The sequence below is a fragment of the Candidatus Blastococcus massiliensis AP3 genome (assembly GCF_000582785.1).
GTDB classification, from domain to species: Bacteria; Actinomycetota; Actinomycetes; order Mycobacteriales; family Geodermatophilaceae; genus Blastococcus; species Blastococcus massiliensis.
The window spans coordinates 1,640,758-1,660,590 of sequence record NZ_HG931173.1; the positions used below are offsets into that span (position 1 = coordinate 1,640,758).

18 protein-coding genes are annotated in these 19,833 nt (G+C 74.4%); 9 read left to right on the forward strand and 9 right to left on the reverse strand.

Annotated features, from left to right (window positions below):
* Nucleotides 1–226: 226 nt before the first annotated feature.
* From BN344_RS08095 to serS, 4 genes are all read right to left on the reverse strand, one after another.
* A complete protein-coding gene (locus BN344_RS08095) occupies nucleotides 227–1,888 on the reverse strand; it encodes a methyl-accepting chemotaxis protein (protein WP_051515639.1) in 1,662 nt (553 codons plus the stop codon).
* Between the two features lie 103 nt (nucleotides 1,889–1,991).
* On the reverse strand, nucleotides 1,992–2,795 hold the full coding sequence (locus BN344_RS08100; RefSeq protein ID WP_040337639.1) for a Cof-type HAD-IIB family hydrolase: 804 nt from the start codon (nucleotides 2,793–2,795) through the stop codon (nucleotides 1,992–1,994).
* An 11-nt stretch (nucleotides 2,796–2,806) separates the two neighbouring features.
* Nucleotides 2,807–3,712 (reverse strand): HAD family hydrolase, encoded by a 906-nt coding sequence (locus BN344_RS08105; protein ID WP_051515640.1) that lies wholly within the window; start codon nucleotides 3,710–3,712, stop codon nucleotides 2,807–2,809.
* Nucleotides 3,709–5,007: a serine--tRNA ligase gene (serS, locus tag BN344_RS08110; protein ID WP_040337640.1), complete on the reverse strand. Its 1,299-nt coding sequence runs from the start codon at nucleotides 5,005–5,007 to the stop codon at nucleotides 3,709–3,711. The genes BN344_RS08105 and serS overlap by 4 nt, the downstream gene beginning before the upstream one ends.
* 150 nt (nucleotides 5,008–5,157) lie before the next feature.
* Between serS and BN344_RS08115 the strand changes: the two genes are divergently transcribed.
* From BN344_RS08115 to BN344_RS08130, 4 genes are read left to right on the forward strand one after another with little or no spacing between them, the layout of a single operon-like run.
* Nucleotides 5,158–6,585 (forward strand): GuaB1 family IMP dehydrogenase-related protein, encoded by a 1,428-nt coding sequence (locus tag BN344_RS08115; protein WP_040338155.1) that lies wholly within the window; start codon nucleotides 5,158–5,160, stop codon nucleotides 6,583–6,585.
* Complete coding sequence (locus BN344_RS08120; RefSeq protein WP_040337641.1) at nucleotides 6,582–6,929, forward strand: metallopeptidase family protein; 348 nt, start codon at nucleotides 6,582–6,584, stop codon at nucleotides 6,927–6,929. The genes BN344_RS08115 and BN344_RS08120 overlap by 4 nt, the downstream gene beginning before the upstream one ends.
* A gap of 22 nt (nucleotides 6,930–6,951) precedes the next feature.
* Complete coding sequence (locus tag BN344_RS08125; RefSeq protein WP_051515641.1) at nucleotides 6,952–7,407, forward strand: rhodanese-like domain-containing protein; 456 nt, start codon at nucleotides 6,952–6,954, stop codon at nucleotides 7,405–7,407.
* Between the two features lie 11 nt (nucleotides 7,408–7,418).
* The gene (locus tag BN344_RS08130; RefSeq protein ID WP_231486587.1) at nucleotides 7,419–7,754 is read left to right on the forward strand and encodes a GroES family chaperonin; all 336 of its coding nucleotides are present in this window, start codon (nucleotides 7,419–7,421) and stop codon (nucleotides 7,752–7,754) included.
* Between the two features lie 8 nt (nucleotides 7,755–7,762).
* Here BN344_RS08130 and BN344_RS08135 read toward each other — a convergent pair whose 3' ends face one another.
* On the reverse strand, nucleotides 7,763–8,239 hold the full coding sequence (locus BN344_RS08135; protein ID WP_040337642.1) for a MarR family winged helix-turn-helix transcriptional regulator: 477 nt from the start codon (nucleotides 8,237–8,239) through the stop codon (nucleotides 7,763–7,765).
* A gap of 76 nt (nucleotides 8,240–8,315) precedes the next feature.
* Between BN344_RS08135 and BN344_RS08140 the strand changes: the two genes are divergently transcribed.
* Nucleotides 8,316–10,454, forward strand: a complete 2,139-nt coding sequence (locus BN344_RS08140; protein WP_040337643.1) for an MMPL family transporter — start codon at nucleotides 8,316–8,318, stop codon at nucleotides 10,452–10,454.
* On the opposite strand, the gene BN344_RS08145 is transcribed toward BN344_RS08140, so the two are convergent.
* Nucleotides 10,455–10,880, reverse strand: a complete 426-nt coding sequence (locus BN344_RS08145) for a hypothetical protein (RefSeq protein ID WP_040337644.1) — start codon at nucleotides 10,878–10,880, stop codon at nucleotides 10,455–10,457.
* A gap of 67 nt (nucleotides 10,881–10,947) precedes the next feature.
* Here BN344_RS08145 and BN344_RS08150 point away from each other — a divergent pair, with 67 nt between their 5' ends.
* On the forward strand, nucleotides 10,948–11,826 hold the full coding sequence (locus tag BN344_RS08150) for a ketopantoate reductase family protein (protein WP_040337645.1): 879 nt from the start codon (nucleotides 10,948–10,950) through the stop codon (nucleotides 11,824–11,826).
* 4 nt (nucleotides 11,827–11,830) lie between these two features.
* On the opposite strand, the gene BN344_RS08155 is transcribed toward BN344_RS08150, so the two are convergent.
* Together BN344_RS08155 and pheA are read right to left on the reverse strand one after the other, a co-directional pair.
* Nucleotides 11,831–12,193 (reverse strand): hypothetical protein, encoded by a 363-nt coding sequence (locus BN344_RS08155; protein ID WP_155858787.1) that lies wholly within the window; start codon nucleotides 12,191–12,193, stop codon nucleotides 11,831–11,833.
* A 90-nt stretch (nucleotides 12,194–12,283) separates the two neighbouring features.
* Nucleotides 12,284–13,231: a prephenate dehydratase gene (gene pheA, locus BN344_RS08160; RefSeq protein WP_231486589.1), complete on the reverse strand. Its 948-nt coding sequence runs from the start codon at nucleotides 13,229–13,231 to the stop codon at nucleotides 12,284–12,286.
* A 112-nt stretch (nucleotides 13,232–13,343) separates the two neighbouring features.
* Between pheA and BN344_RS08165 the strand changes: the two genes are divergently transcribed.
* Genes BN344_RS08165 through yczE form a run of 3 tightly spaced genes read left to right on the forward strand, consistent with a single transcriptional unit; the run spans nucleotide 13,344 to nucleotide 18,489 of the window.
* Nucleotides 13,344–15,068 (forward strand): GGDEF domain-containing protein, encoded by a 1,725-nt coding sequence (locus tag BN344_RS08165; protein ID WP_231486591.1) that lies wholly within the window; start codon nucleotides 13,344–13,346, stop codon nucleotides 15,066–15,068.
* On the forward strand, nucleotides 15,065–17,821 hold the full coding sequence (locus BN344_RS08170) for a diguanylate cyclase domain-containing protein (protein ID WP_040337647.1): 2,757 nt from the start codon (nucleotides 15,065–15,067) through the stop codon (nucleotides 17,819–17,821). The genes BN344_RS08165 and BN344_RS08170 overlap by 4 nt, the downstream gene beginning before the upstream one ends.
* Before the next feature lie 20 nt (nucleotides 17,822–17,841).
* Nucleotides 17,842–18,489, forward strand: a complete 648-nt coding sequence (gene yczE / locus BN344_RS08175; protein WP_197022255.1) for a membrane protein YczE — start codon at nucleotides 17,842–17,844, stop codon at nucleotides 18,487–18,489.
* 60 nt (nucleotides 18,490–18,549) lie between these two features.
* On the opposite strand, the gene BN344_RS08180 is transcribed toward yczE, so the two are convergent.
* Nucleotides 18,550–19,707 (reverse strand): MFS transporter, encoded by a 1,158-nt coding sequence (locus BN344_RS08180; RefSeq protein WP_081788439.1) that lies wholly within the window; start codon nucleotides 19,705–19,707, stop codon nucleotides 18,550–18,552.
* Between the last annotated feature and the right edge of the window lie 126 nt (nucleotides 19,708–19,833).

The window sequence follows — 19,833 nt, forward strand, 5'->3', positions numbered from 1 at the left end:
GGCCGTCTGGCAGCGCCGTTCTTCCTGGACGACGGGATCTGCCGCGTCGACCTCGAGTGAGCGAAACGCCCCGAACGCGGGCGCGGACCTTCTCCCATGGCGTGGGCACGTCGCTCACGCGCGGCAGCCTGCCAGGGCCCTCCTCCCCCAGCGTCGAGCGTCCTCCCTCGTGGTGCACGGCGAGGGAGGACGCTCGACGATCAGGTCACCTGATCCCAGCCGAGGCTCAGACCTTGAAGCGGGACACGGCCTCCTGCAGTTCGCCGCTCATCCGCGCCAGCTCGCCCGCGGCGCTCTGGGCGTCGGCGACCCGCTGGTTGGTCTCCTGCGTACCGGCAGCCAGCCCGGAGATCGCCGCGGCGATGCCCTGGGTGCCGCTGGCGGCCTCGGCCACGTTGCGGTTCATCTCGTTCGTGGTCGCGGTCTGCTCCTCGACCGCCGCGGCGATGGTCGCCTGGAAGTCGTTGATCTCGCCGATGACCGTGGAGATCTGGCTGATCGCGTCGACCGCGCCGGCGGTGTCGGCCTGGATGGCCTCCACCCGCTGGGAGATGTCCTCGGTCGCCCGGGCCGTCTCCTGCGCCAGCTCCTTGACCTCGCTGGCGACGACGGCGAAGCCCTTGCCGGCCTCCCCGGCCCGCGCCGCCTCGATGGTGGCGTTGAGGGCGAGCAGGTTGGTCTGCTCGGCGATGCCGTTGATCAGCTTGATGACCGTGGCGATCTCCTGCGAGGAGTCACCGAGCTTGCCGACCGTGCGCGTGGTGTTCTCCGCGACGGACACGGCCTGACCGGCGATGCGAGCGGCCTCGGTGGCGTTGTGCGCGATCTCGCGGATCGCGGACTCCATCTGCGAGGAGCCGGTGGCCACCGTGTCGACGCTGGAGGCGACGGCACCGGCGGAGGTGACGACGTCGTCGGCCTGGCCGGCGGCGGTCTCCGCGTTCGCCCGCATGCCCTCGGCGGCGGAGTTGAGCTGCTGGGACGCCGCGGCCAGCCGCGTGGAGGAGTCACTGACGAGCAGCAGGACGTGGCCGATCGCGTCGAGGGTCTCGTCCAGGGAGTTGGCCATGTCCTCGAGCTCGGCGCCGCCGGTCTTGCCGGCACGCACCGTCATGTCGCCGGCGGCGACCTGGCCCAGGACCTCGCGGATGCGCTGCACCGGCCGGGTGACGCCGCGCGAGACGAGCGTGGCCAGCACGACGCTGATCAGCAGGCCGGCGGCCATGATCGCGAGGGTCAGGTTGCGTGCCGTCGCGTAGGCGTCGGCAGCCTTGGCGGCGGTCGCCGAGGACTCCGCCGAAGCGGCCGCGGTGGCGGCGTCGATCGACTCCTTGATGATCACCTCGTTCTCGCCCATGATCCCGAGGAGCTCGACGGCGCGCGCCGGGTTGCTCGCGATGAAGCCGGGCGTCTGGAGCTCGGCCAGCGCGGGCAGGTAGGTGTCCACTGCCGTCGCGAACTCCCTGAACGCCACGCGCGCCTCCGGGGACAGCGGCATGGCGCCGACGGCGTCCGTCCGGTCCGCGAGGATCTGCATGTACTCGGCGGCCTTCTCCTTCGCCGTCGCGATGGTCGCCGGGGGCAGGAGCGTGACGTTCGACCGGGCGACGTTGGCGGACAGCTGCCACCAGTCGGCCTCGAGTCGGCGGAGACCGTCCAGCGGGACCGCGCCCTCGTTGTAGACCTGCTCGGCGTTCTCGCTGAGCGAGGACATCCGGTTGATGCCGAAGGCGCCCACGCCGACGGTGGTCAGGGCGACGACGAGGATGGCGCCCAGCATCCGGCTCCGGAGGCCGAAGCGGGACCGGGTGGGCTTCGCCTCGTCCTGCGCCGCGTCGTCACCGAGGACGTCGTCGACCGGTGCCGCGGGGTCGTGCACCTGCTCCATGCCTGCCTGCTCTCCTGTACCTACTGCACTGAGGGGACTCGCAGAGCTTTCGGCAGAGCGGAACCGATGTTGAGCCGATCCCCGGGAGGAGCGCCGACGGCGGCTAGAGGGTGTCGAGGAAGGCCGCGACGCCGTCCTCGTCGTTGCCGACGGTGACGTCCGTGGCGACGGCGAGGAGGCCGGGGTGGGCGTGCGCCATGGCGACCGCCCGGCCGCCGGCCGCGCGCACCCACTCGAAGGCGGCGATGTCGTTGGGCATGTCCCCGAACACGACGACGTCCTCCGGCCCGATGCCGTGGTCCGCGGCGACCCGCGCCAGCCCGGAGGCCTTCGTGACGCCGGCCGCCGAGATCTCCGCCAGCGCGTCGGGACCCGAGTGCGTGACCGTGGCGCGGTCCCCGACGATCTCCTCGACCAGGCGCACGAACTCGTCGCGCGGCAGGTGCTCGTGGCGGGCCAGCAGCTTCGCCACCGGGTTGGTGATCATCTCCTCGAGGGTCGCCACCTCCACCCCGGGCGCGTTCACGTCCCAGCGGGGCCGGTAGATCGGTTCGTGACGGAACTCCAGCCCGTACTCGACCGCGAACCACGTGTCCGGCTGGTGCCTGCGGAGCTCGTTCGTGACCGAACGGAGGACGTCGGGGTGCACCGGCTCCTCGTGCAGGATCTCGAACCGTTCGAGGTCCAGGAGGACGGCGCCGTTGCAGCAGACCGCGGTGCCGAAGCGCAGCACCTCGCGGACCCGGTGCATCCAGCGCGGGGGCCGGCCGGTGGCCAGGACCACCGGGACGCCGTCGGCGCGCCACCGCTCGAGCTCGGCGACGGTGGCCGCGCTGACAGTGTCGTCACTGCGCAGCAGGGTGCCGTCCATGTCGCTGGCGATCAGCCGCGGTCGCCAGTCAGACATCGCGCATCCGGTCAGCCATCGGCGAGGACCGCCTCCAGGTAGCGCGCGACGCCGTCGGCCCGGTGCCCGCTGGTGAGGTCGGAGGTGAGCGCGCGGACGTCGGGGTGCGCGTTGGCCACGGCCACGGCGCGGCCGCCGGCCTCCTGGACGGCGGCGAGCATCGGCAGGTCGTTGGGCATGTCGCCGAAGGCGAGGACGTCGCCGAACCCGACGCCGTACCGGTCGAGGGCCAGCTGCAGGCCGCTGGCCTTGGTGATGCCCGGCGGCAGCACCTCGATGAAGCCGAGGCCGGCGTGGGTGACCTCGGCGTCGGCCGGGTCGACGACCGCCCGGGCGTGCGCGAGGAGCTCGTCCTGGTCGAGGGTCGCCGAGCGCAGGAAGACCTTGAGGACGGCGCCGTCGGGCAGCACCTCGCCCCGCGCGAGGAGGTGGGAGAGCTCGGGGTAGGGCCAGTCGAAGCCGTGCTCGACGCGCAGGCGGGTGCGCACCTCGCCCTGCTCCGCCGCGTCCTCGACGGCGATGGTGACGTCGCCGGCCACCTGCTCGATCGCCTCGATCACCCGGACGGCCTGCTCCCGGGGCATCGCCACCGCGCGCAGCACCTCGTCGCGCTCGAGGTCGACGACGAAGCCGCCCTGGCTCAGCACGCCCAGCCCGCGCCCGTCGAGGGCGGCGCGCACGGTCTCCAGCAGCCGGGGACCGCGGCCGGTGACCCCGACGACCGGGATCCCCGCTGCCCAGCACGCATCCAGCGCCGCGCGCGTGCGGGGGCTGACCTCGCCCCGCTCGTCCAGGAGCGTGCCGTCGAGGTCGCTGGCCACGAGCTTGGGACGCCACGACCCGAGCGCACCGAGCTCCACGACCTGGTCCGCGCCCTCGAGGATCCCGTGGGGGCGGATCGCCCGCGGTGCGGTCATGCGGTCGGCGGGATCGGGGCGGCCAGCGTCATCCCCGGGGTGAGCGCCTCGACGCCGCCCAGCCACGGGCGCAGCGCGACCGGGACGTGCACCGAGCCGTCGGCGCGCTGGTGCACCTCGAGCAGGCAGGCGATGGTGCGCGCGATGGCGCAGAGCGTGCCGTTGAGCGTGGCGGCGGTCTGGTTCTTCCCGTCCGCGTCGCGGTAGCGGATGTTCAGCCTCCGGGCCTGGAAGGTGGTGCAGTCCGACGTGCTGGTCAGCTCGCGGTAGGTGCCCTGGGTGGGGAACCACGCCTCGATGTCGTACTTGCGGGCGGCGCTGGTGCCGAGGTCACCGGCGGCGATGTCGACCACGCGGTAGGGCAGCTCCAGCGCCTGGAGGAACTCCTCCTCCCACTGCAGCAGCCGCAGGTGCTCAGCGGCAGCCTCCTCGGGTGCACAGAAGCTGAACATCTCGACCTTGTCGAACCAGTGCACGCGGATGATGCCGCGGGTGTCCTTGCCGTAGGAGCCGGCCTCGCGGCGGAAGCAGGACGACCATCCGGCGTAGCGCTTCGGCCCGTTCGCGAGGTCGAGCACCTCGTTGCCGTGCATCCCGGCCAGCGCGACCTCGGAGGTGCCGACGAGGTACAGGTCGTCGCGCTCGATCCGGTACACCTCCTCGTCGTGCTCGCCGAGGAAGCCGGTGCCCTCCATGGCGCTGGGCTTGACCAGCGCGGGGGCGATGACCGGGGTGAACCCGGCGGCGACGGCGCGGCTGATGGCCAACTGGGCCAGCGCGAACTCCAGCAGCGCCCCGGGCCCGGTGAGGAAGTAGAACCGGCTGCCCGACACCTTGGCGCCGCGCTCCATGTCGATGGCGCCGAGGGCCTCGCCGATCTCGATGTGGTCGCGCACCGGGAAGTCGTAGGTGGGCACCTCGCCGACGGTGCGCAGCGGAACGGCGTCGTCCTCACCGCCGGGCGGGACGCCGTCGTGGACGACGTTGGCGAGCGCGAGGTGGGCCTCGCGCAGCGCGGCGTCGGCGGCCCGCTGGGCCTCCTCGGCCTGCTTGACCTCGGCGGCCAGGGCCTTGGCCTTCTCGAGGACGGCGGGGCGCTCCTCGGGAGTCGCCTTCTTCACCGACTGCGAGGCGGCCTTCTGCTCGCCGCGCAGGTCGTCGGCGCGCTTGACCACCTCGCGGCGGGTGGCATCGGCCTCCAGCAGCGCGTCCACCAGGGACTCGTCGGCGCCCCGGGCCCGCTGGCTGGCACGGACGGCGTCGGGGTTCTCGCGCACGAGTCGCAGGTCGATCACGGGGCAACTTTCTCATCCTCCGGATGAGACCGCGGCCAGGAGCCGTACCCCGACTGCGCCGAGCGCGTCCGGGCTCCGCGCCGGGGACCCTCCGGGCCCGCCGACGCGCAGCCCCTCGCTTGCGACCTCGCGTCAGGGACAATGGTGGTCATGCGCTTCCTGCAGCGGCCCGACCACGACCTCACCTACGCCGACGTCTTCATGGTGCCCAGCCACTCCACGGTGGGCTCCCGGCTCGAGGTCGACCTGACGACGCCGGACCGGGTCGGCACCACGATCCCGATCGTCGTCGCCAACATGACGGCGATCTCCGGCCGCCGCATGGCCGAGACCGCGGCCCGTCGCGGTGGGCTCGCCGTCATCCCGCAGGACATCCCGGTCGACGTCGTGTCCGAGGTCGTCTCCTGGGTCAAGCAGCGGCACCCGGTCTACGACACCCCGATCACGCTCTCCCCGACCTCGACCGTCGGCGAGGCGCTGTCGCTGCTGACCAAGCGGGCGCACGGGATCGTCGTCGTCGTCGAGGGCGCCTCGCCGGTCGGTGTCGTCACCGACGGCCAGTGCCAGGGCGTGGACCGGTTCACCCAGCTGTCCGAGGTCATGACCCGCGACCCGCTCACCGTCCCCGCCGGCACCGACCTGCCCAAGATCTTCGACGTCCTCTCCGAGGAGCGGGTCAGCGCCGCCCCGGTGGTGGACGGCGACCGCCTGGTCGGCGTCATCACGAAGAAGGGCGCGCTGCGGTCGGCCATCTACACCCCGGCCCTGAACGCGAAGGGCGAGCTGCTGACCTCGGCCGCCGTCGGCATCAACGGCGACGTCGCCGGCAAGGCGAGCGCCTTGCTGGCAGCGGGCGTGGACGTGCTGGTCGTGGACACCGCGCACGGGCACCAGGAGAAGGCGATCGAGGCGCTCCGCGCGGTCCGTTCGGTGGCCGGGTCGGTGCCGGTCGTCGCCGGCAACGTGGTGACGGCGCAGGGCACCCGCGACCTGATCGAGGCCGGTGCCGACGTCGTCAAGGTCGGTGTGGGCCCCGGCGCCATGTGCACCACCCGCATGATGACCGGCGTCGGCCGGCCGCAGTTCTCCGCGGTGGAGGAGTGCGCCGCCGAGGCGCGCACGCACGGCAAGCACGTGTGGGCCGACGGTGGAGTGCGGCACCCGCGCGACATCGCGCTGGCCCTGGCCGCCGGCGCGGCGAACGTGATGGTCGGGTCCTGGTTCGCCGGCACGTACGAGTCGGCCGGCGACATCCACGACGACGGTTCGGGCCGGCTCTACAAGGAGTCGTTCGGCATGGCCTCGGCCCGCGCGGTCAAGGCCCGGACGGCGACCCAGAGCGGGTTCGAGCGGGCGCGCGCGGGACTGTTCGAGGAGGGCATCTCGTCGTCCCGGATGTACCTGGACCCGCAGCGGCCCGGCGTCGAGGACCTGATCGACCAGATCGTGGCGGGCGTGCGGTCGTCGTGCACCTACGCGGGCGCACGCACGGTCGACGAGCTGCACAAGCGAGCCGTCCTCGGCGTGCAGAGCACGGCCGGCTACGAGGAGGGTCGGCCCCTGCCGACCAGCTGGTGAAGCCGCTCCCGCAACCGGTCTTCGAGGCGCTGGTCGCCGACGCCCTCGACCAGGTGCCGGCCGAGCTGATGAAGCTGATGGACAACGTCGTCGTCCTGGTCGAGGACCGGAACCCCGACGAGCCGGAGCTGCTCGGTCTCTACGAGGGGTTCGCCCTGACCGAGCGCGGCTGGGACTACGGCGGGGCGCTGCCGGACCGGATCATGATCTACCGCGAGGCGATCTGCGACATCTGCGAGACGGCCGAGGAGATCGTCGAGGAGGTCACGATCACCGTCGTCCACGAGATCGCGCACCACTTCGGCATCGAGGAGGACCGCCTCCACGAGCTCGGCTGGGGCTGACCGGGGGGCCTACGCTCGGCAGGTGCCCCGGACGACGACGCGACGCGGAGCCCTCGTCCTGCTCGCCACGGCACTGCTCACCACCGGCTGCGCGGGCGGCGGGACGCGGAGCACCGAGGCCGCCCCGTCGTCCGCCGCCGCGGTCCTGCTGGAGCCGGCCGCGTTCGCCGACGTGGTCGCCGACGACGAGGCGTTCGTCATCAACGTGCACGTGCCCGACGAGGGGTCGATCGAGGGCACGGACGCCGCCATCCCCTTCGACCGGATCGAGCAGCAGCAGGCGGATCTGCCGGAGGACCGCCGCACGCCACTGGCCGTGTACTGCCGCTCCGGCAGCATGAGCGCCGAAGCCGTGGCCGCGCTGACCGAGCTCGGCTACGCCGACATCGTGGACCTCGAGGGCGGCATGCTGGCCTGGACGGCGGAGGGGCGGCCCCTGCTGCCGCCGGGCGCCGGACCCGGGAGCGACCCCGGGTAGCGTCCGACGACGTGCCCGAGAACATCGCCGCCACCGGCAAGCTGCCGATCAAGATGCTGCACGACCGCATCCTGGTCGCGCTCCGCAAGGAGGACGGCGACCGGCGCTCCAGCGGCGGCATCCTGATCCCCGCGACCGCGCAGGTGGCCAAGCGGCTGGTGTGGGGCGAGGCCAAGGGCGTGGGCCCGAACGTGCGCCAGATCAAGATCGGCGACCAGGTGCTGTTCTCCCCCGAGGACCAGCACGAGGTCGAGGTGCACGGCGAGGACCTGATCATCCTGCGCGAGCGGGACGTGCACGCCGTCGCCGCCGAGCGGATCGAGGAATCGACCGGCCTGTACCTCTGAGGAAGCACTCACGGTGGGGGCGGGTCCGTGCGGGCGTGCCGGGTGACGACGTCGGTCATGTCCAGCAGGAACCGGTGGACGACGGCGAGCTGCTCGGGGGTGTAGTCCGCCATGGCGGCGGCGAGGTCCCGCGCCAGCCCGCCGAAGTGCTCGGCCCCGGCGGCCATCGTGGAGTCCGACATCTCCAGCACCACCCGCCGGCGGTCCTCGTCGTCCCTCGTCCGGCGCAGATGTCCGACCTTCTCCAGCCGGTCGACCAGCGCCGTCACCGACGCCGAGCGCAGGTCGACCGCCTCACCCAGCCGGCCGGCGGTCAGCGCCTCCCCGCGGCGGGCGGCGTCCATGATCGCGACCAGCGCACGCACGTCGGTGCGGTTCAGGCCGTGCATCTGGGCGAATCGCTGGCCGACTGCATCCAGTTCCACGGTCAGCCGGCGAAGGAGCAACGCCAGCTCCTGGCGCTCGCGGGCGGCGTCCTCGGACATGTCACCTCCGTTCGCGCGCCGCAGGGATCCCACCTAATCTCTCGATGATCGAGATTATCGACCGCCGAAGGACATCATGGCCCGCCGTACCCGCATCCTCCGCTGGCTGATCCCGGCGCTCATCGCCATCGCGTGGCTGGCGCTCGCCGGCCCGCTGGGCTCGTTCAGCGGCAAGCTCGGCGAGGTCTCGGAGAACGACTCCGCCGCCTTCCTGCCCGACAGCGCGGAGTCCACGCGGGTCACCGAGCTGAGCCGGGAGTTCCAGAGCGAGCGCACGCTCCCGGTGATCCTGCTGTGGGAGAGCGACGACGGGCCCCTCGACCCGGCCGCCCTCGGCGAGGCGCAGGAGCGGATCGACGAGGCGGTCGGCATCGCCGAGGACGCCGGCGCGCTGAAGGGCGAGGCGTCGCCGGCGATCCCCTCGGAGGACGGCGAGGCGGTCCAGGCGGTCCTGCCGTTCGACCCCGACCTGGGCGACACGCTCGGCGAGATCGTCGGCGAACTGCGCGGACTGGACGGCATCGACGGCACCACCGCCTTCGTCACCGGCCCCGGCGCGATCTTCTCGGACTTCGCCGAGGGCTTCTCGGGCATCGACGGTCTGCTGCTGGTGGCGGCGTTCGGCGTCGTCCTGCTGATCCTGCTCGTCGTCTACCGCAGCCCGCTGCTGCCGTTGCTCGTCATCGGCACCGCCGGCATGGCGCTGGTCGTCTCGCTCGCGGTCGCGTACTTCCTGGCCAAGCAGGGCTGGATCGACGTCAACGGCCAGAGCCAGGGCATCGCCTCCATCCTGGTCGTCGGAGCGGCCACCGACTACGGCCTGCTGCTGGTCGCCCGCTACCGCGAGGAGCTCCGGCGGGAGCAGTCGAAGTACACCGCGATGCGGGTGGCCCTGAAGCAGTCGTGGGAGCCGATCCTGGCCTCGGGCGGCACGGTGATCCTCGGCGTCCTCTGCCTGCTCTTCTCCGACCTGGGCTCCAACCGCGGCCTCGGCCCGATCTCCGCGGTCTGCATCGCGTTCGCCATGCTCGCCGCGCTCACCTTCCTGCCCGCCGTCCTGGTGCTGTTCGGCCGGGCCGCGTTCTGGCCCTTCCGCCCGAAGCACGGCCAGGAGACCGCACAGGGCAGGGGCTGGGAGCGGATCGCCACCTCCGTCGGCCGTCGGCCCCGCCGCTACCTGCTCGTCAGCGGCGGCGCGCTCGTCGCCCTCGCGCTGTTCGTGCCGGCCTTCGACTCCGACGGCATCCCGCTGTCCGAGGGGGTGCGCGGCGGCTCCGAGTCCGGCGAGGGCCAGGAGGCCATCGCCCGGCACTTCGAGGCCGGCGCCGCCAGCCCGGCGATCATCATCACCCCCGCCGACGGCTGGCAGGACGTCGCCGATGCCGCCGCCGGGACCGACGGCGTCGCCGAGGTGGAACCGTTCACCGGCGAGCAGGCCGGCCCGCCCGGGGCCGGGAACGGTGAACCGCTCGAGGTCGACGGCCTGGTGCGGCTGGAGGCGACCCTGGACGACGCCCCCGACAGCGAGGCCGCGCAGGGCACCGTCGAGGCGCTGCGGACGACGGTGAGCGGCGTCGACCCCGACGCGCTGGTCGGCGGCACGTCCGCACAGGACCTCGACACCCAGGACACCGCGGCTCGCGACCTGCTGGTCATCGTGCCGCTGGTGCTGCTGGTGATCACCGTCGTGCTGGCGCTGCTGCTGCGCGCGATCGTGGCCCCGATCCTGCTGGTCGCCACCACCGCGCTGAGCACCGCGGCGACCGTCGGCGTCGCCGCGCTGGTGTTCGACCACCTGTTCCAGTTCCCCGGCAGCGACCCGCAGGTGCTCCTGATCGGGTTCGTGTTCCTGGTGGCGCTGGGGATCGACTACAACATCTTCCTGATGACCCGTGCCCGGGAGGAGTCGATCCGGCTCGGGGCGAGGGAGGGCGTGCTGCGGTCGCTGGCGGTGACCGGCGGGGTGATCACGAGCGCCGGCCTGGTGCTGGCGGCCACCTTCGGCGCGCTGACCGTGCTACCGCTGGTCATCCTCATCCAGCTGGGCTTCCTGGTCGGCTTCGGCGTCCTGCTCGACACCTTCGTCGTCCGCACCCTGCTCGTGCCGGCCGCCGTCCACCTCATCGGCGACAAGGTCTGGTGGCCCAGCGTGCTGGCGGACGGGCCGACGGCGCCGGCGGAGGAACGGGAGCTCAGCGGGGCTTCGGCGAGGTGATCAGCACTCCACGCCGTCCTCGGTGACGCCCACGTGGATGCAGTCGAGCACCGAGACGAAGTCCAGCCGCTGGTCAGCGGTGAGGGCGCCGGGCTCGAACCGAACCACGATCCAGCCCGACTTGTAGGCCTCGCCGGCGAACCGGCGGGCGGCGGCGACGGCGTCGGCGTGGTCGGCGAAGCGGTACATGGTGAGGGTCTCGGACGTGACGGCCTGGTCGCAGGGCAGGTCGTCGGTGCACAGCTCGTCGGTGGCCCAGCGGGCGCCAGGCATCATCTCCCGGTCCCAGGCGTGGCGGGTCTCCGCCCAGCCGGCCAGGTCGATCCGCTGCCGGCCGTCGTAGGTGGCCACCTGCCCGGCGGCCCACACGATCCCCGCGCCGACCAGGGCGCCGACCAGCAGCGAGAAGGGGCGCGCGCGGGTCATGCGGCGAAGCATCCGGTCCGGCACCCGGCAGGACAAGCACCGCCCCGCAAGGGGGAAGGATGCGGTCATGACCTCTCTGCGGATCGCCGTGCTCGGACCCGGCGGCGTCGGCGGGCTGCTCGCCGTCCTCCTCGCCCGGCAGGGGCACGCGGTCACCTGCCTCGCCCGACCGGAGACGGCGGAGCATCTCACCGAGCACGGCCTGCGGCTCACCAGCGACCGGTTCGGCGAGGTCACGGCCGAGGTCCGGGGCGCCGAGCGCCTGACCGAACCGGTCGACGTCCTGCTCGTCACCACCAAGGCCACCTCGCTGGCCGAGGCGCTGGAGCGCGTGCCGGCCGACGTGCTGGGCGACGCGGTCGTGGTCCCGCTGCTCAACGGCGTGGAGCACCTGGCGCTGCTCCGGGAGCGCTACCCCGCGGCGCGCGTGGTCGCCGGCACGATCCGGGTGTTCGCCTCGCGCCCCGCGCCCGGCATGATCCGGCACGACGGGCAGCTGGTCGCCGTCCAGCTGGCGCCCGGGGCCGAGCAGCTGGCCGACGCCCTCACCGCGGCCGGGATCGACGCGGGCGTCCGCCCCGACGAGGCCGGCCTGCTGTGGGACAAGCTCTGCTTCCTCGCGCCGATGGCGTTGCTGACCACCCGGGGCGGGACGCCGCTCGGCACGGTGCGCGACGAGCACGGCGACGAGCTCACCGCCGTCATCGCCGAGGTGGCCGCGGTCGCGGAGGCCGAGGGCGCAGCGCCGGACCCGGCCGCCACCCGCGACTTCGCCTGGTCGCTGCCCGACGGGATGCGCTCGTCGATGGAGCGGGACGCCGACGAGGGCAACCCGACCGAGCTCGAGGCGATCGGCGGCGCGGTGCTGCGCGCCGCGGACCGGCACGGCATCGAGGTGCCCGTCACCCGGCGGATCGTCGACGAGCTCCGCGCGCGCTCAGGCTGACTCCTCAGCCGGCGACGGCGATCCAGGCCAGCAGCACGACGCCGACCAGGACCCACACGAGCGGGACGCGGTTCACCCATCGGGCGGCGCCGAGCCGGCGGACGCCGAAGAGCACCCACGCCACGACCGACGTGACGACGGCGACCAGCGGATAGCTCCACCAGGCCAGGATCACGAAGGCCGCGAGGATCGACTCCCAGTTCGCCAGCCCCATGGTTCCGCCGATGGCCAGGAAGAACCACGGCACGAGGAACAGCACGAAGGCACCCTGGAGGACCCCCAGCTCGATCGCCGTCGGACGGCGCGGTGCGGGAGCCGGCCCGGTCGTCGTCGCGGGGTACGGGCTCCACGGCGTGGGGTGCGTCACGGCGCCGGAGCGTAGCCGCGGGACCGGCGAGATCTGCACATTCGCCCGCATCAGGCACCTGAACGGGGCGAGTGTGCAGATCTCGTCGAGTCAGGGGCGGCCGGAGCGCGCGCGGGCCAGCCAGTCGGTCGCCTCGCCGAACGCGGGGTCGTCCGACCCGGCCGGGACGGGACGGTTCTCCCGCCCGTCGGCCCGGGGGTAGGAGCCCAGGAAACGGACGTCGTCGCACACCCGGTGCAGGGCGGCCAGCGCCTCGCCCACCCGGGCGTCGGCGATGTGGCCCTCGCAGTCCAGAGAGAACGAGTAGACGCCCAGCCGCTGCCGGGTCGGCCGCGACTCGATGCGGGTCAGCGAGATGCCGCGGCTGGCGAACTCGCGCAGCAGGTCCAGCAGCGCGCCGGTGCGGTCGCCGACGACGGCGACCAGCGACGTCTTGTCGTTGCCGGTGGGCTCGGGCAGCGGGCCGGGGCGGCTGACCAGCACGAACCGGGTCACCGCGCCGGCGTGGTCGGCGATGTCGTCGGCCAGCGAGTCGAGGCCGTAGCGCTCCGCAGCGATCGCCGCGCAGACCGCCGCGTCGAACTCCCCCGCGGCGACGGCGGCGGCGGCTCCGGCTGTGGAGCTGGTGGGCAGCGGCGTCACCCCCGGGAGATGAGCCTCCAGCCACCGGCCGGTCTGCGCCAGCGCGTGCGGATGGCTGGCCACCGAGCGCACGTCCGCCAGCGTCGTCCCGGGGCGGACGGCGAGGGTGAAGGCGACCGGCAGGAACACCTCGCGGGTGATCAGGAGCGGGTCGCCGTCGGCCAGCCCGTCCATGGTGGCGGGCACCGAGCCCTCGACGGAGTTCTCCAGCGGGACCAGCGCGGCGTCGACGTCCCCCGATCGGACGGCGGCGAGCGCGGCGGGGACACTCGGGCGGGGGGTCCGCGTTCCCTCGCTGGTGGCAACTGCGCTGCTCAGGGCCGCTTCGGCGAAGGTACCCTCGGGCCCGAGATAGGCGAACCTCGTCGGAGACGTGCCTGCTTGCATCCCGGGCATCCGACGAGGGTAGTGCGGGCGGGGCGGCTGGTGCGCGACCCGGGGGAAGCTGCCTCGCTGACCGGCAGCTCCGGTTCAGGTGACCGGACGACGACCCGCGACTGGAGGTGGCGTGTCCCCCGCCTCCTCCGCCGCGCCCTCCGCAGGCCCGTCGCCGGCCGAGACCGCTCGGCTGCAGGCCGCGCTCTGGCGGCTGCTGGCCCCCGGCGACCGGGACGGCGACGACATCCGCGCCGTGCTCGACGAGGTCGGCGCGGTCCTGGCGCACAGCGACGAGCCGTACTGGAGCGCGTGGCGCTCGGCGGTGGCCGCCCGCGCCGCCCTGGTCGACGGCGAGCCCGACGCCGTCGGCGAGGCGGGGACGGCGGCCCGCACGGCCCTGCACGAGTGCCTGCCCTCGGCGTGGACGGCGCTGGCGCTGGCCTACCTGGCGCACGTGGAGGTGACCGCCGACCACGTCGACGCGGCCATGCTCATGGCGGTCGACGCGAGCCTGCTCACCGAGGAGCCCTCCGCCCAGGAGCCCAGCCGCGCGCTGCTCCAGGCGCACCGGTGGCTGTCGCTGACGCTGGCGGGGCTGGACCTGGAGGAGCTGGCGGTCGCGCACGCCGGCCGCGCGCACCGGGTGGCCGGCCAGCTCCCCGACGTCGACGACCAGTGGCACACCCTGCTGCTCAGCGCCCAGCAGCACGTCGAGCTCGCCCAGACCCTGCGCCGCCGCGGTGACGAGCAGCGCGCGGCCGAGCTCGCCGAGGAGGCGATCGGCTGCGCCGGCGTGGCCCGCGAGCTCGACCGCGAGCCCGAGCCGGCCGAGGCCGACCTGCTCGACGTCGTCCAGGCCTGGGCGCTGACCTGCACCGACGACCTCGACGGCGCCCTGGGTCCGCTGCGCCGGGTGCACCGGCACGTCCGGGCCGACGGCGGCGTCTGGCTGCGCGGCTACACCGAGCTCGTCCTCGCCCGGTTGCTGGTCCGGCTGGCTGCCCGCGACTCCGATCCCCTGCACGGCGAGGAGGCCGTGCAGCTGCTGGTCGACGCCGCCGGCGCCTTCGCCTCCTCCGGCGACCGCCGCCGCTACCGGCAGTGCCTGCTGGAGCTGGGCCGCAACAGCGCCGACCTGGGCCGCACCGCCGACGCCCTGCACTGGCTGGAGGCCTACCGCGCCGACACCGGCCGTGCGCACGCGCGGGGCCGCCAGCTCTGGGCGGAGATGTTCGTGCGCCGCAGCAGGCTGCGCGAGGCGGAGCGGCAGGCGGCGGTTTTGCGCCGGCACGCCCTCGAGGACCCGCTCACCGGCCTGGGCAACCGGCGCAGCGCCGAGCGCCGGTTGGCCGGCCTGCGGCTCGGCGAGGAGCCGCTGTCGCTGGCCGTCGTCGACGTCGACAGGTTCAAGCAGGTCAACGACGGCGCCTCGCACACCCAGGGCGACGTCGTGCTGCGCCGCGTGGCCGACCTCCTCCGCGAGCACAGCCGCACCAACGACGAGGTGTACCGCTGGGCCGGCGACGAGTTCCTGGTCCTCCTACCCACCGCCACCGAGGGGCAGGCCGTCGCGGTGATGGAGCGGCTGCGCTCGGCGGTCGCCTCGGCGGACTGGTCGGAGCTGAGGCTGACCGAGCCGGTCACCGTCAGCGTCGGCGTCGCGACCGCACCCGAGGTCGCCGAGGGGCACCCCGAGCCGGTGGTCGGGTGGCGGACCCTGTTCGAGAGCGCCGACCTGCTGCTGTTCTCCGCCAAGCGGAGCGGGCGCAACCGGGTCCGGGCGCCGGGCGGGGCGCCGCCCGCCGACGCGAGCAGCGGGCCCGCAGCCGGTTCCGACGACCGGCCGGGAGCATGAGCTCGGCGCGCGGCTGGGACACGTGGGGCACGACGGACGGGGGACGGCGCGTTCCCGACGACGTGCTCGACACCGACGGGGGTGCGGTGCACAGTGCGCTCGTGCCACCCGGAGCCCTGCACCAACGGGTGACCGCTGCCCTGGCCAACTGGCGGCTGGACGACGCGGAGCAACTGCTCTCCGGCGTCGACTCCGAGCCCTCCCCCTACCAGGCGGCGGAGCCCGACCCGGTCGCGTCCGGAGGCGCCGCCGATCTGGGCCGCGCCTGGGCCGACACCCTGCGGGCCGAGCTGCTCGTCCGCCGGCTCCGCGTCGCCGGGTTCACGCTCGTGGGCGAGCCGGTGGGCTCCGGCGGGACCGAGGGCGCGGCCGAGGAGGCGCTCGACCTGCACGCGGGCGTCGCCGGGCTGATCGACGGACACGGCTCCCCCGCGCACCCGGACGCCGATCCGCGCTCGGAGTCCGCCTCGCACGCCGCGCTGGCCATCGCCCTCGTCCGCTCGGCCAAGGCGGCCTTCGACGCCACCGACGACGACCTCCAGCGGGCGGCCGGCCTGGCCCGGCACGCCCGCATCGAGCTGCTGTCCCGGCGGATCGACGCCGCCATGGACGAGGCGGTGGAGGCGGCCAGCCTGCTCGACCCGCTGCTGCCCCCGAGCCGGCTGCTCGTGGACACCCTCGGCACGCTGGCCGGCGTCCTGGCCGACCTGGAACTGATGCCCCTCGCGCTGGACTTCCAGCGCCGGGCGCACGAGGCCGCCCGCTCGGCCGCCGCGGAGCCCGAGGCGCTGGGCGCGGGTGACGGCGACCCCGACGTGCTCGTCGCCGTCGCGGCCACCCGGCTCGGCGAGCTGTGCGCCGAGCTGGGGGAAGGACTGCTCGACGACGGCCTGCCCGAGACGGCGGGCCCGCACTTCGCCGAGGCCCGCGCGCTGGCCGAGGAGGCGCTGCAGCTGCTGCCGCCGGACGCCCCCGGGCTGGTCGCGGCGCAGATCGTGCACGGCTGGGCGCTGGTGGGCCTGGGCGAGCACACCGCCGCGGTGAGCCAGCTGCGGGCCGCCGTCCGCGTCACCTCCGCCTCCGACGACCGCGCGCAGCGGGCCGCCGCCCAGCTCGCACTGGGCCGGGCGCTGCGCCGGCAGGGCGACTCGACCGGCGCCGACGAGCACCTGGTCTCCACCCTGCACCTGGCCACCGAGCACGGCCTCCCCCGGCTGCGCCGGGCCGCCCTGCGAGAGCTGTGCACCCTGCACGCCGAGCTCGACGACGCCGGCCGGGCCCTGCCCTACCTGCAGGCCTACCTGTCCGACGAGCTGGACCGGGTCGACGAACGGCGGACCCGCTGGGTGGAGCTGTTCGGCCGGCGCAAGAGCCTGCTGGAGACCGAGCGGGCCGCCGGGCAGCTGCGCCGGCAGGCCTACGAGGACCCGCTCACGCACCTGCCCAACCGCCGCTACGCCGAGGCGCGCCTGGACGGGCTGCTCGCCGGCGGTGGCGTCCCGGCTCTGGCCGTCGTCGACATCGACCGGTTCAAGTCGATCAACGACGCGATCGGCCACCCCGGTGGGGACGCCGTCCTGCGGGCGGTCGCCGAGCTGCTCATCGCCGGTGTCCGCGACTCCGACGAGGTGTGCCGGTGGGCCGGCGACGAGTTCGTCGTCCTGCTGCCGGACACCACCGCCGAGCAGGCCGAGCGCGCCCTGGAGCGCACGCGCGGCAAGGTGGCCGGCTACGACTGGGCCTCGCTCGGACTCGACCAGCCGGTGACGATCAGCGTCGGCATCGCCTCGGCGGCCCGCGGGGACGACCGGCGCACCCTCTTCGCCGCCGCCGACGGCGTCCTCTACGACGCCAAGCGCAGCGGCCGCAACCGCGTGGTGCGGCTGTCCGGGGTGACGCAGAAGCGCGCCGCCGGGAGCCCGCTCGACGGCCCGGGCACGGAACCCGCGCCCGCCGACGATGCCGTCGCTCCGGCGCCGGCCGGGTTCCCGCTCGCCGCGGACGACGAGGGCTTCGCACTGCTGCTCGGGTCGACTCCGCCGGCCGACCCGCCGCTGGGCGTCGACCGGCCCGATGAGCCGCTGCTCGGACCGCTGCCGACCCCCGTTCCCGTGACCCCGCGCGAGGCCGAGCCGGTCGCCGGACCCGAGGTCGTCCGGGCGACCGGACGCACGACGGAGCAGGTGCTGGCGCTGGTCCGCGAGGCCCGCCGCGAGCACCCCGACCGTCCGGCACTGGTCCTGCGCGCGACGGCGGAGACCCTGGTGGCCCTCGCCGGCGAGCACGACGGGGCGACCACCCTGGACGCCGCCGCCATGGCTGCCGCCGTCGGGCCGCTGCCCGAACCGGCCGGGCGGGTGGGCGTGCTGTGCGCCGGCGCGGCCGACACCGCGGTCGCGGCCGAGGCCGCGTTCGTCGCCCGCGTCACCGGCACGCACGTCGTGCGGCACGACGACGTCGCGGGAGCCGGGTTCCGGGCACTGCTGGCCGAGCCGTCGCAGCTCGCGGAGGCCGACTGCCTGGTCGTCGTCGCCGGGCTGGACGCCGGCGTGGCGGCCACGCTGGCGGAGCGGACCGACGTCCCGGTGGTCGCGGTGCCGACCTCGACCGGCCAGCCGCAGGCCCTCGGTGGTCTGGGCGCGCTGATGACCATGCTCCACTCGACCGTGCCCGGGGTGGCGGTCAGCACCATCGACAGCGGGTACTCGGCCGGCGTCCTCGCCGCCCGGATCGCCCGCCGCTCGGCCCGCTGACCCACGAGCCCCCGCCGCTGGTGATCGACGCGCTCTCCGGGCGGCGCATGCCGCGGCGGCTCGTCCAGCTCTACGTGGGGCTGGCGCTCTACGGCGTCTCGATCGCGGCGCTGGTGCTCGCCGACCTCGGCGTCATGCCCTGGGACGTGCTGCACCAGGGGCTGGCGCGGCTGCTCGGCTGGTCGCTCGGCACGGTGATCATCGCCGTCGGGGTGCTCGTGCTGCTGGCCTGGATCCCGCTGCGCGAGCGTCCGGGTATCGGCACGGTCAGCAACGTCGTCGTCGTCGGGCTGGTGGCCGACGCCGTCCTCGCGGTGGTCGATCCTCCGTCGTCGCTGGTGCTGCGGATCGCGCTCGTCGCCGTCGGCATCCTCTGCAACGCCGTCGCCACTGCCGCCTACGTGGGTGTGCGTCTGGGCCCCGGCCCGCGGGACGGGCTCATGACCGGCCTCGTGCGGCGCACCGGCCGGAAGGTCGGGCCGGTGCGCACCTCGATCGAGGTCCTCGTGGTGGTGTCCGGCTGGCTGCTCGGCGGCACCGTGGGCATCGCCACGGTCCTGTACGCGCTGGCCATCGGCCCGCTGGTGCAGCCGCTGCTCCCTCGGCTGACGGTCAGCCCTGCTGCGCCGCCCACTCCGCCAGCCGACGCTCCTGCTCCTGCGGGCTGACGTCCTCGACCTTGGTCATGACCGCTCATCGGTGGCCGAACGGGTCGCGGGTCGTCGGCATCACCCCGTCGGCGTACCTGCAGCGGGCGCGGTCGGCGCCCTGGCGCTCGGGTCACTGGTGCCCGGCTCCCTGGTGCGCAGGCCGGCCCGGACCACCGGGACGACGGCGACCACCAGCACCGCCACCGCGAGCGGCCCGGCCAGCGCCCAGGCAGCGAACACCAGCAGCGAAGCCACCTCGATGCCGAGGCCCGCGACCGAGGTGATCGTGGCCCGGTGCGTGCTCGCGATGCCCTCCTGCAGCCGCGCCTCGGCGACGACGAGCACGGCGAGGTACAGGGCGTAGAAGACCGCGACCGAGCCCAGCGCGGCCGGCCGGGCCCACAGCGCGGCTCCTGCCAGGCACCCCGCCGCGAGGACGAGGAGCACCAGCAGCGTGCCGCTCCGCAGCCGGTCGGCGCGGCCACCCAGGGCGGCACCGGCCGCGCCGGCCAGGGCGATGACCAGCACGGCGACCGGGACCGCCGTCGTCGGTACGCCCCAGTCGCCGGCGAGCACCGGGAAGTACTCCTCGATCGCGTCGAGACCGCCGATCAGCGCGACCGCGAGCACCAGGACCCGGAGCGCCGGGGAGCGCAGCGACTCCCGGACCCCCTGGCGCAGCGGCTGCTCCTCGTCGTCGTCCTCGGTCCGCGGCGTCTCGGGGAACCGGAGCGCGAGGGCGGCCGCGGCGAGGCAGACGACGACGCTCGCCCAGCCGACCAGCGGATAACCGCCGGCGGCGAACAGGGCGGCCGCCGCGAACGCGGTCGGGATCTGCACGAGGAGCTCGGCGGCGGTCATCCAGCCGTTGACCCGCGCGTAGCTCCCTCCGGCGCCCTCGGCGACCAGGCCGTCGTAGACCAGCGCCTCGGCGGCCCCGGAGACGAGCGCGCCCGACAGTCCCCAGATCACGAAGCCGGCGGTGAAGGCCCAGGTCTCGGGCGCCGCCGTCCACACCGCGAAGGCGGCCGCCTGCAGCACCCCGCCGAGGACGACGACCCCGCGGCGGGACCACCGGTCGGCGAGCACCCCGGCGGGGACCTCGGCGACGAAGGAGGTGATCGACCAGACCGCGAACAGCATCGAGATCTGCGCGCCGGACAGTCCGGTGTCGAGGAACAGCAGCGCGTAGAGCGGGTACAGCGGCACCAGCTCGGACAGCGCTGCCCAGCCCACCGCCAGCCGGGCGAGCGGCCGGGCGGCGGGCGGAAGTGCGTTCGGTGGAACGGGTCAACGGAACGGCATGTGCGGAGGCTAACCCCGGTGCCCGTCCTCCGCAGCCGGTTTCACCCGCTAGGCTCG

What these genes read in the sequence shown, in the direction of transcription:
- BN344_RS08100 (WP_040337639.1), bottom strand. Translation starts at nt 2,795, where the DNA reads ATGTCTGACTGGCGACCGCGGCTGATCGCCAGCGACATGGACGGCACC.
- BN344_RS08170 (WP_040337647.1), top strand. Translation starts at nt 15,065, where the DNA reads ATGAGCTCGGCGCGCGGCTGGGACACGTGGGGCACGACGGACGGGGGA.
- BN344_RS08105 (WP_051515640.1), bottom strand. Translation starts at nt 3,712, where the DNA reads ATGACCGCACCGCGGGCGATCCGCCCCCACGGGATCCTCGAGGGCGCG.
- BN344_RS08145 (WP_040337644.1), bottom strand. Translation starts at nt 10,880, where the DNA reads ATGACCCGCGCGCGCCCCTTCTCGCTGCTGGTCGGCGCCCTGGTCGGC.
- BN344_RS08140 (WP_040337643.1), top strand. Translation starts at nt 8,316, where the DNA reads ATGGCCCGCCGTACCCGCATCCTCCGCTGGCTGATCCCGGCGCTCATC.
- pheA (WP_231486589.1), bottom strand. Translation starts at nt 13,231, where the DNA reads ATGCCCGGGATGCAAGCAGGCACGTCTCCGACGAGGTTCGCCTATCTC.
- BN344_RS08150 (WP_040337645.1), top strand. Translation starts at nt 10,948, where the DNA reads ATGACCTCTCTGCGGATCGCCGTGCTCGGACCCGGCGGCGTCGGCGGG.
- BN344_RS08115 (WP_040338155.1), top strand. Translation starts at nt 5,158, where the DNA reads ATGCGCTTCCTGCAGCGGCCCGACCACGACCTCACCTACGCCGACGTC.
- BN344_RS08135 (WP_040337642.1), bottom strand. Translation starts at nt 8,239, where the DNA reads ATGTCCGAGGACGCCGCCCGCGAGCGCCAGGAGCTGGCGTTGCTCCTT.
- BN344_RS08095 (WP_051515639.1), bottom strand. Translation starts at nt 1,888, where the DNA reads ATGGAGCAGGTGCACGACCCCGCGGCACCGGTCGACGACGTCCTCGGT.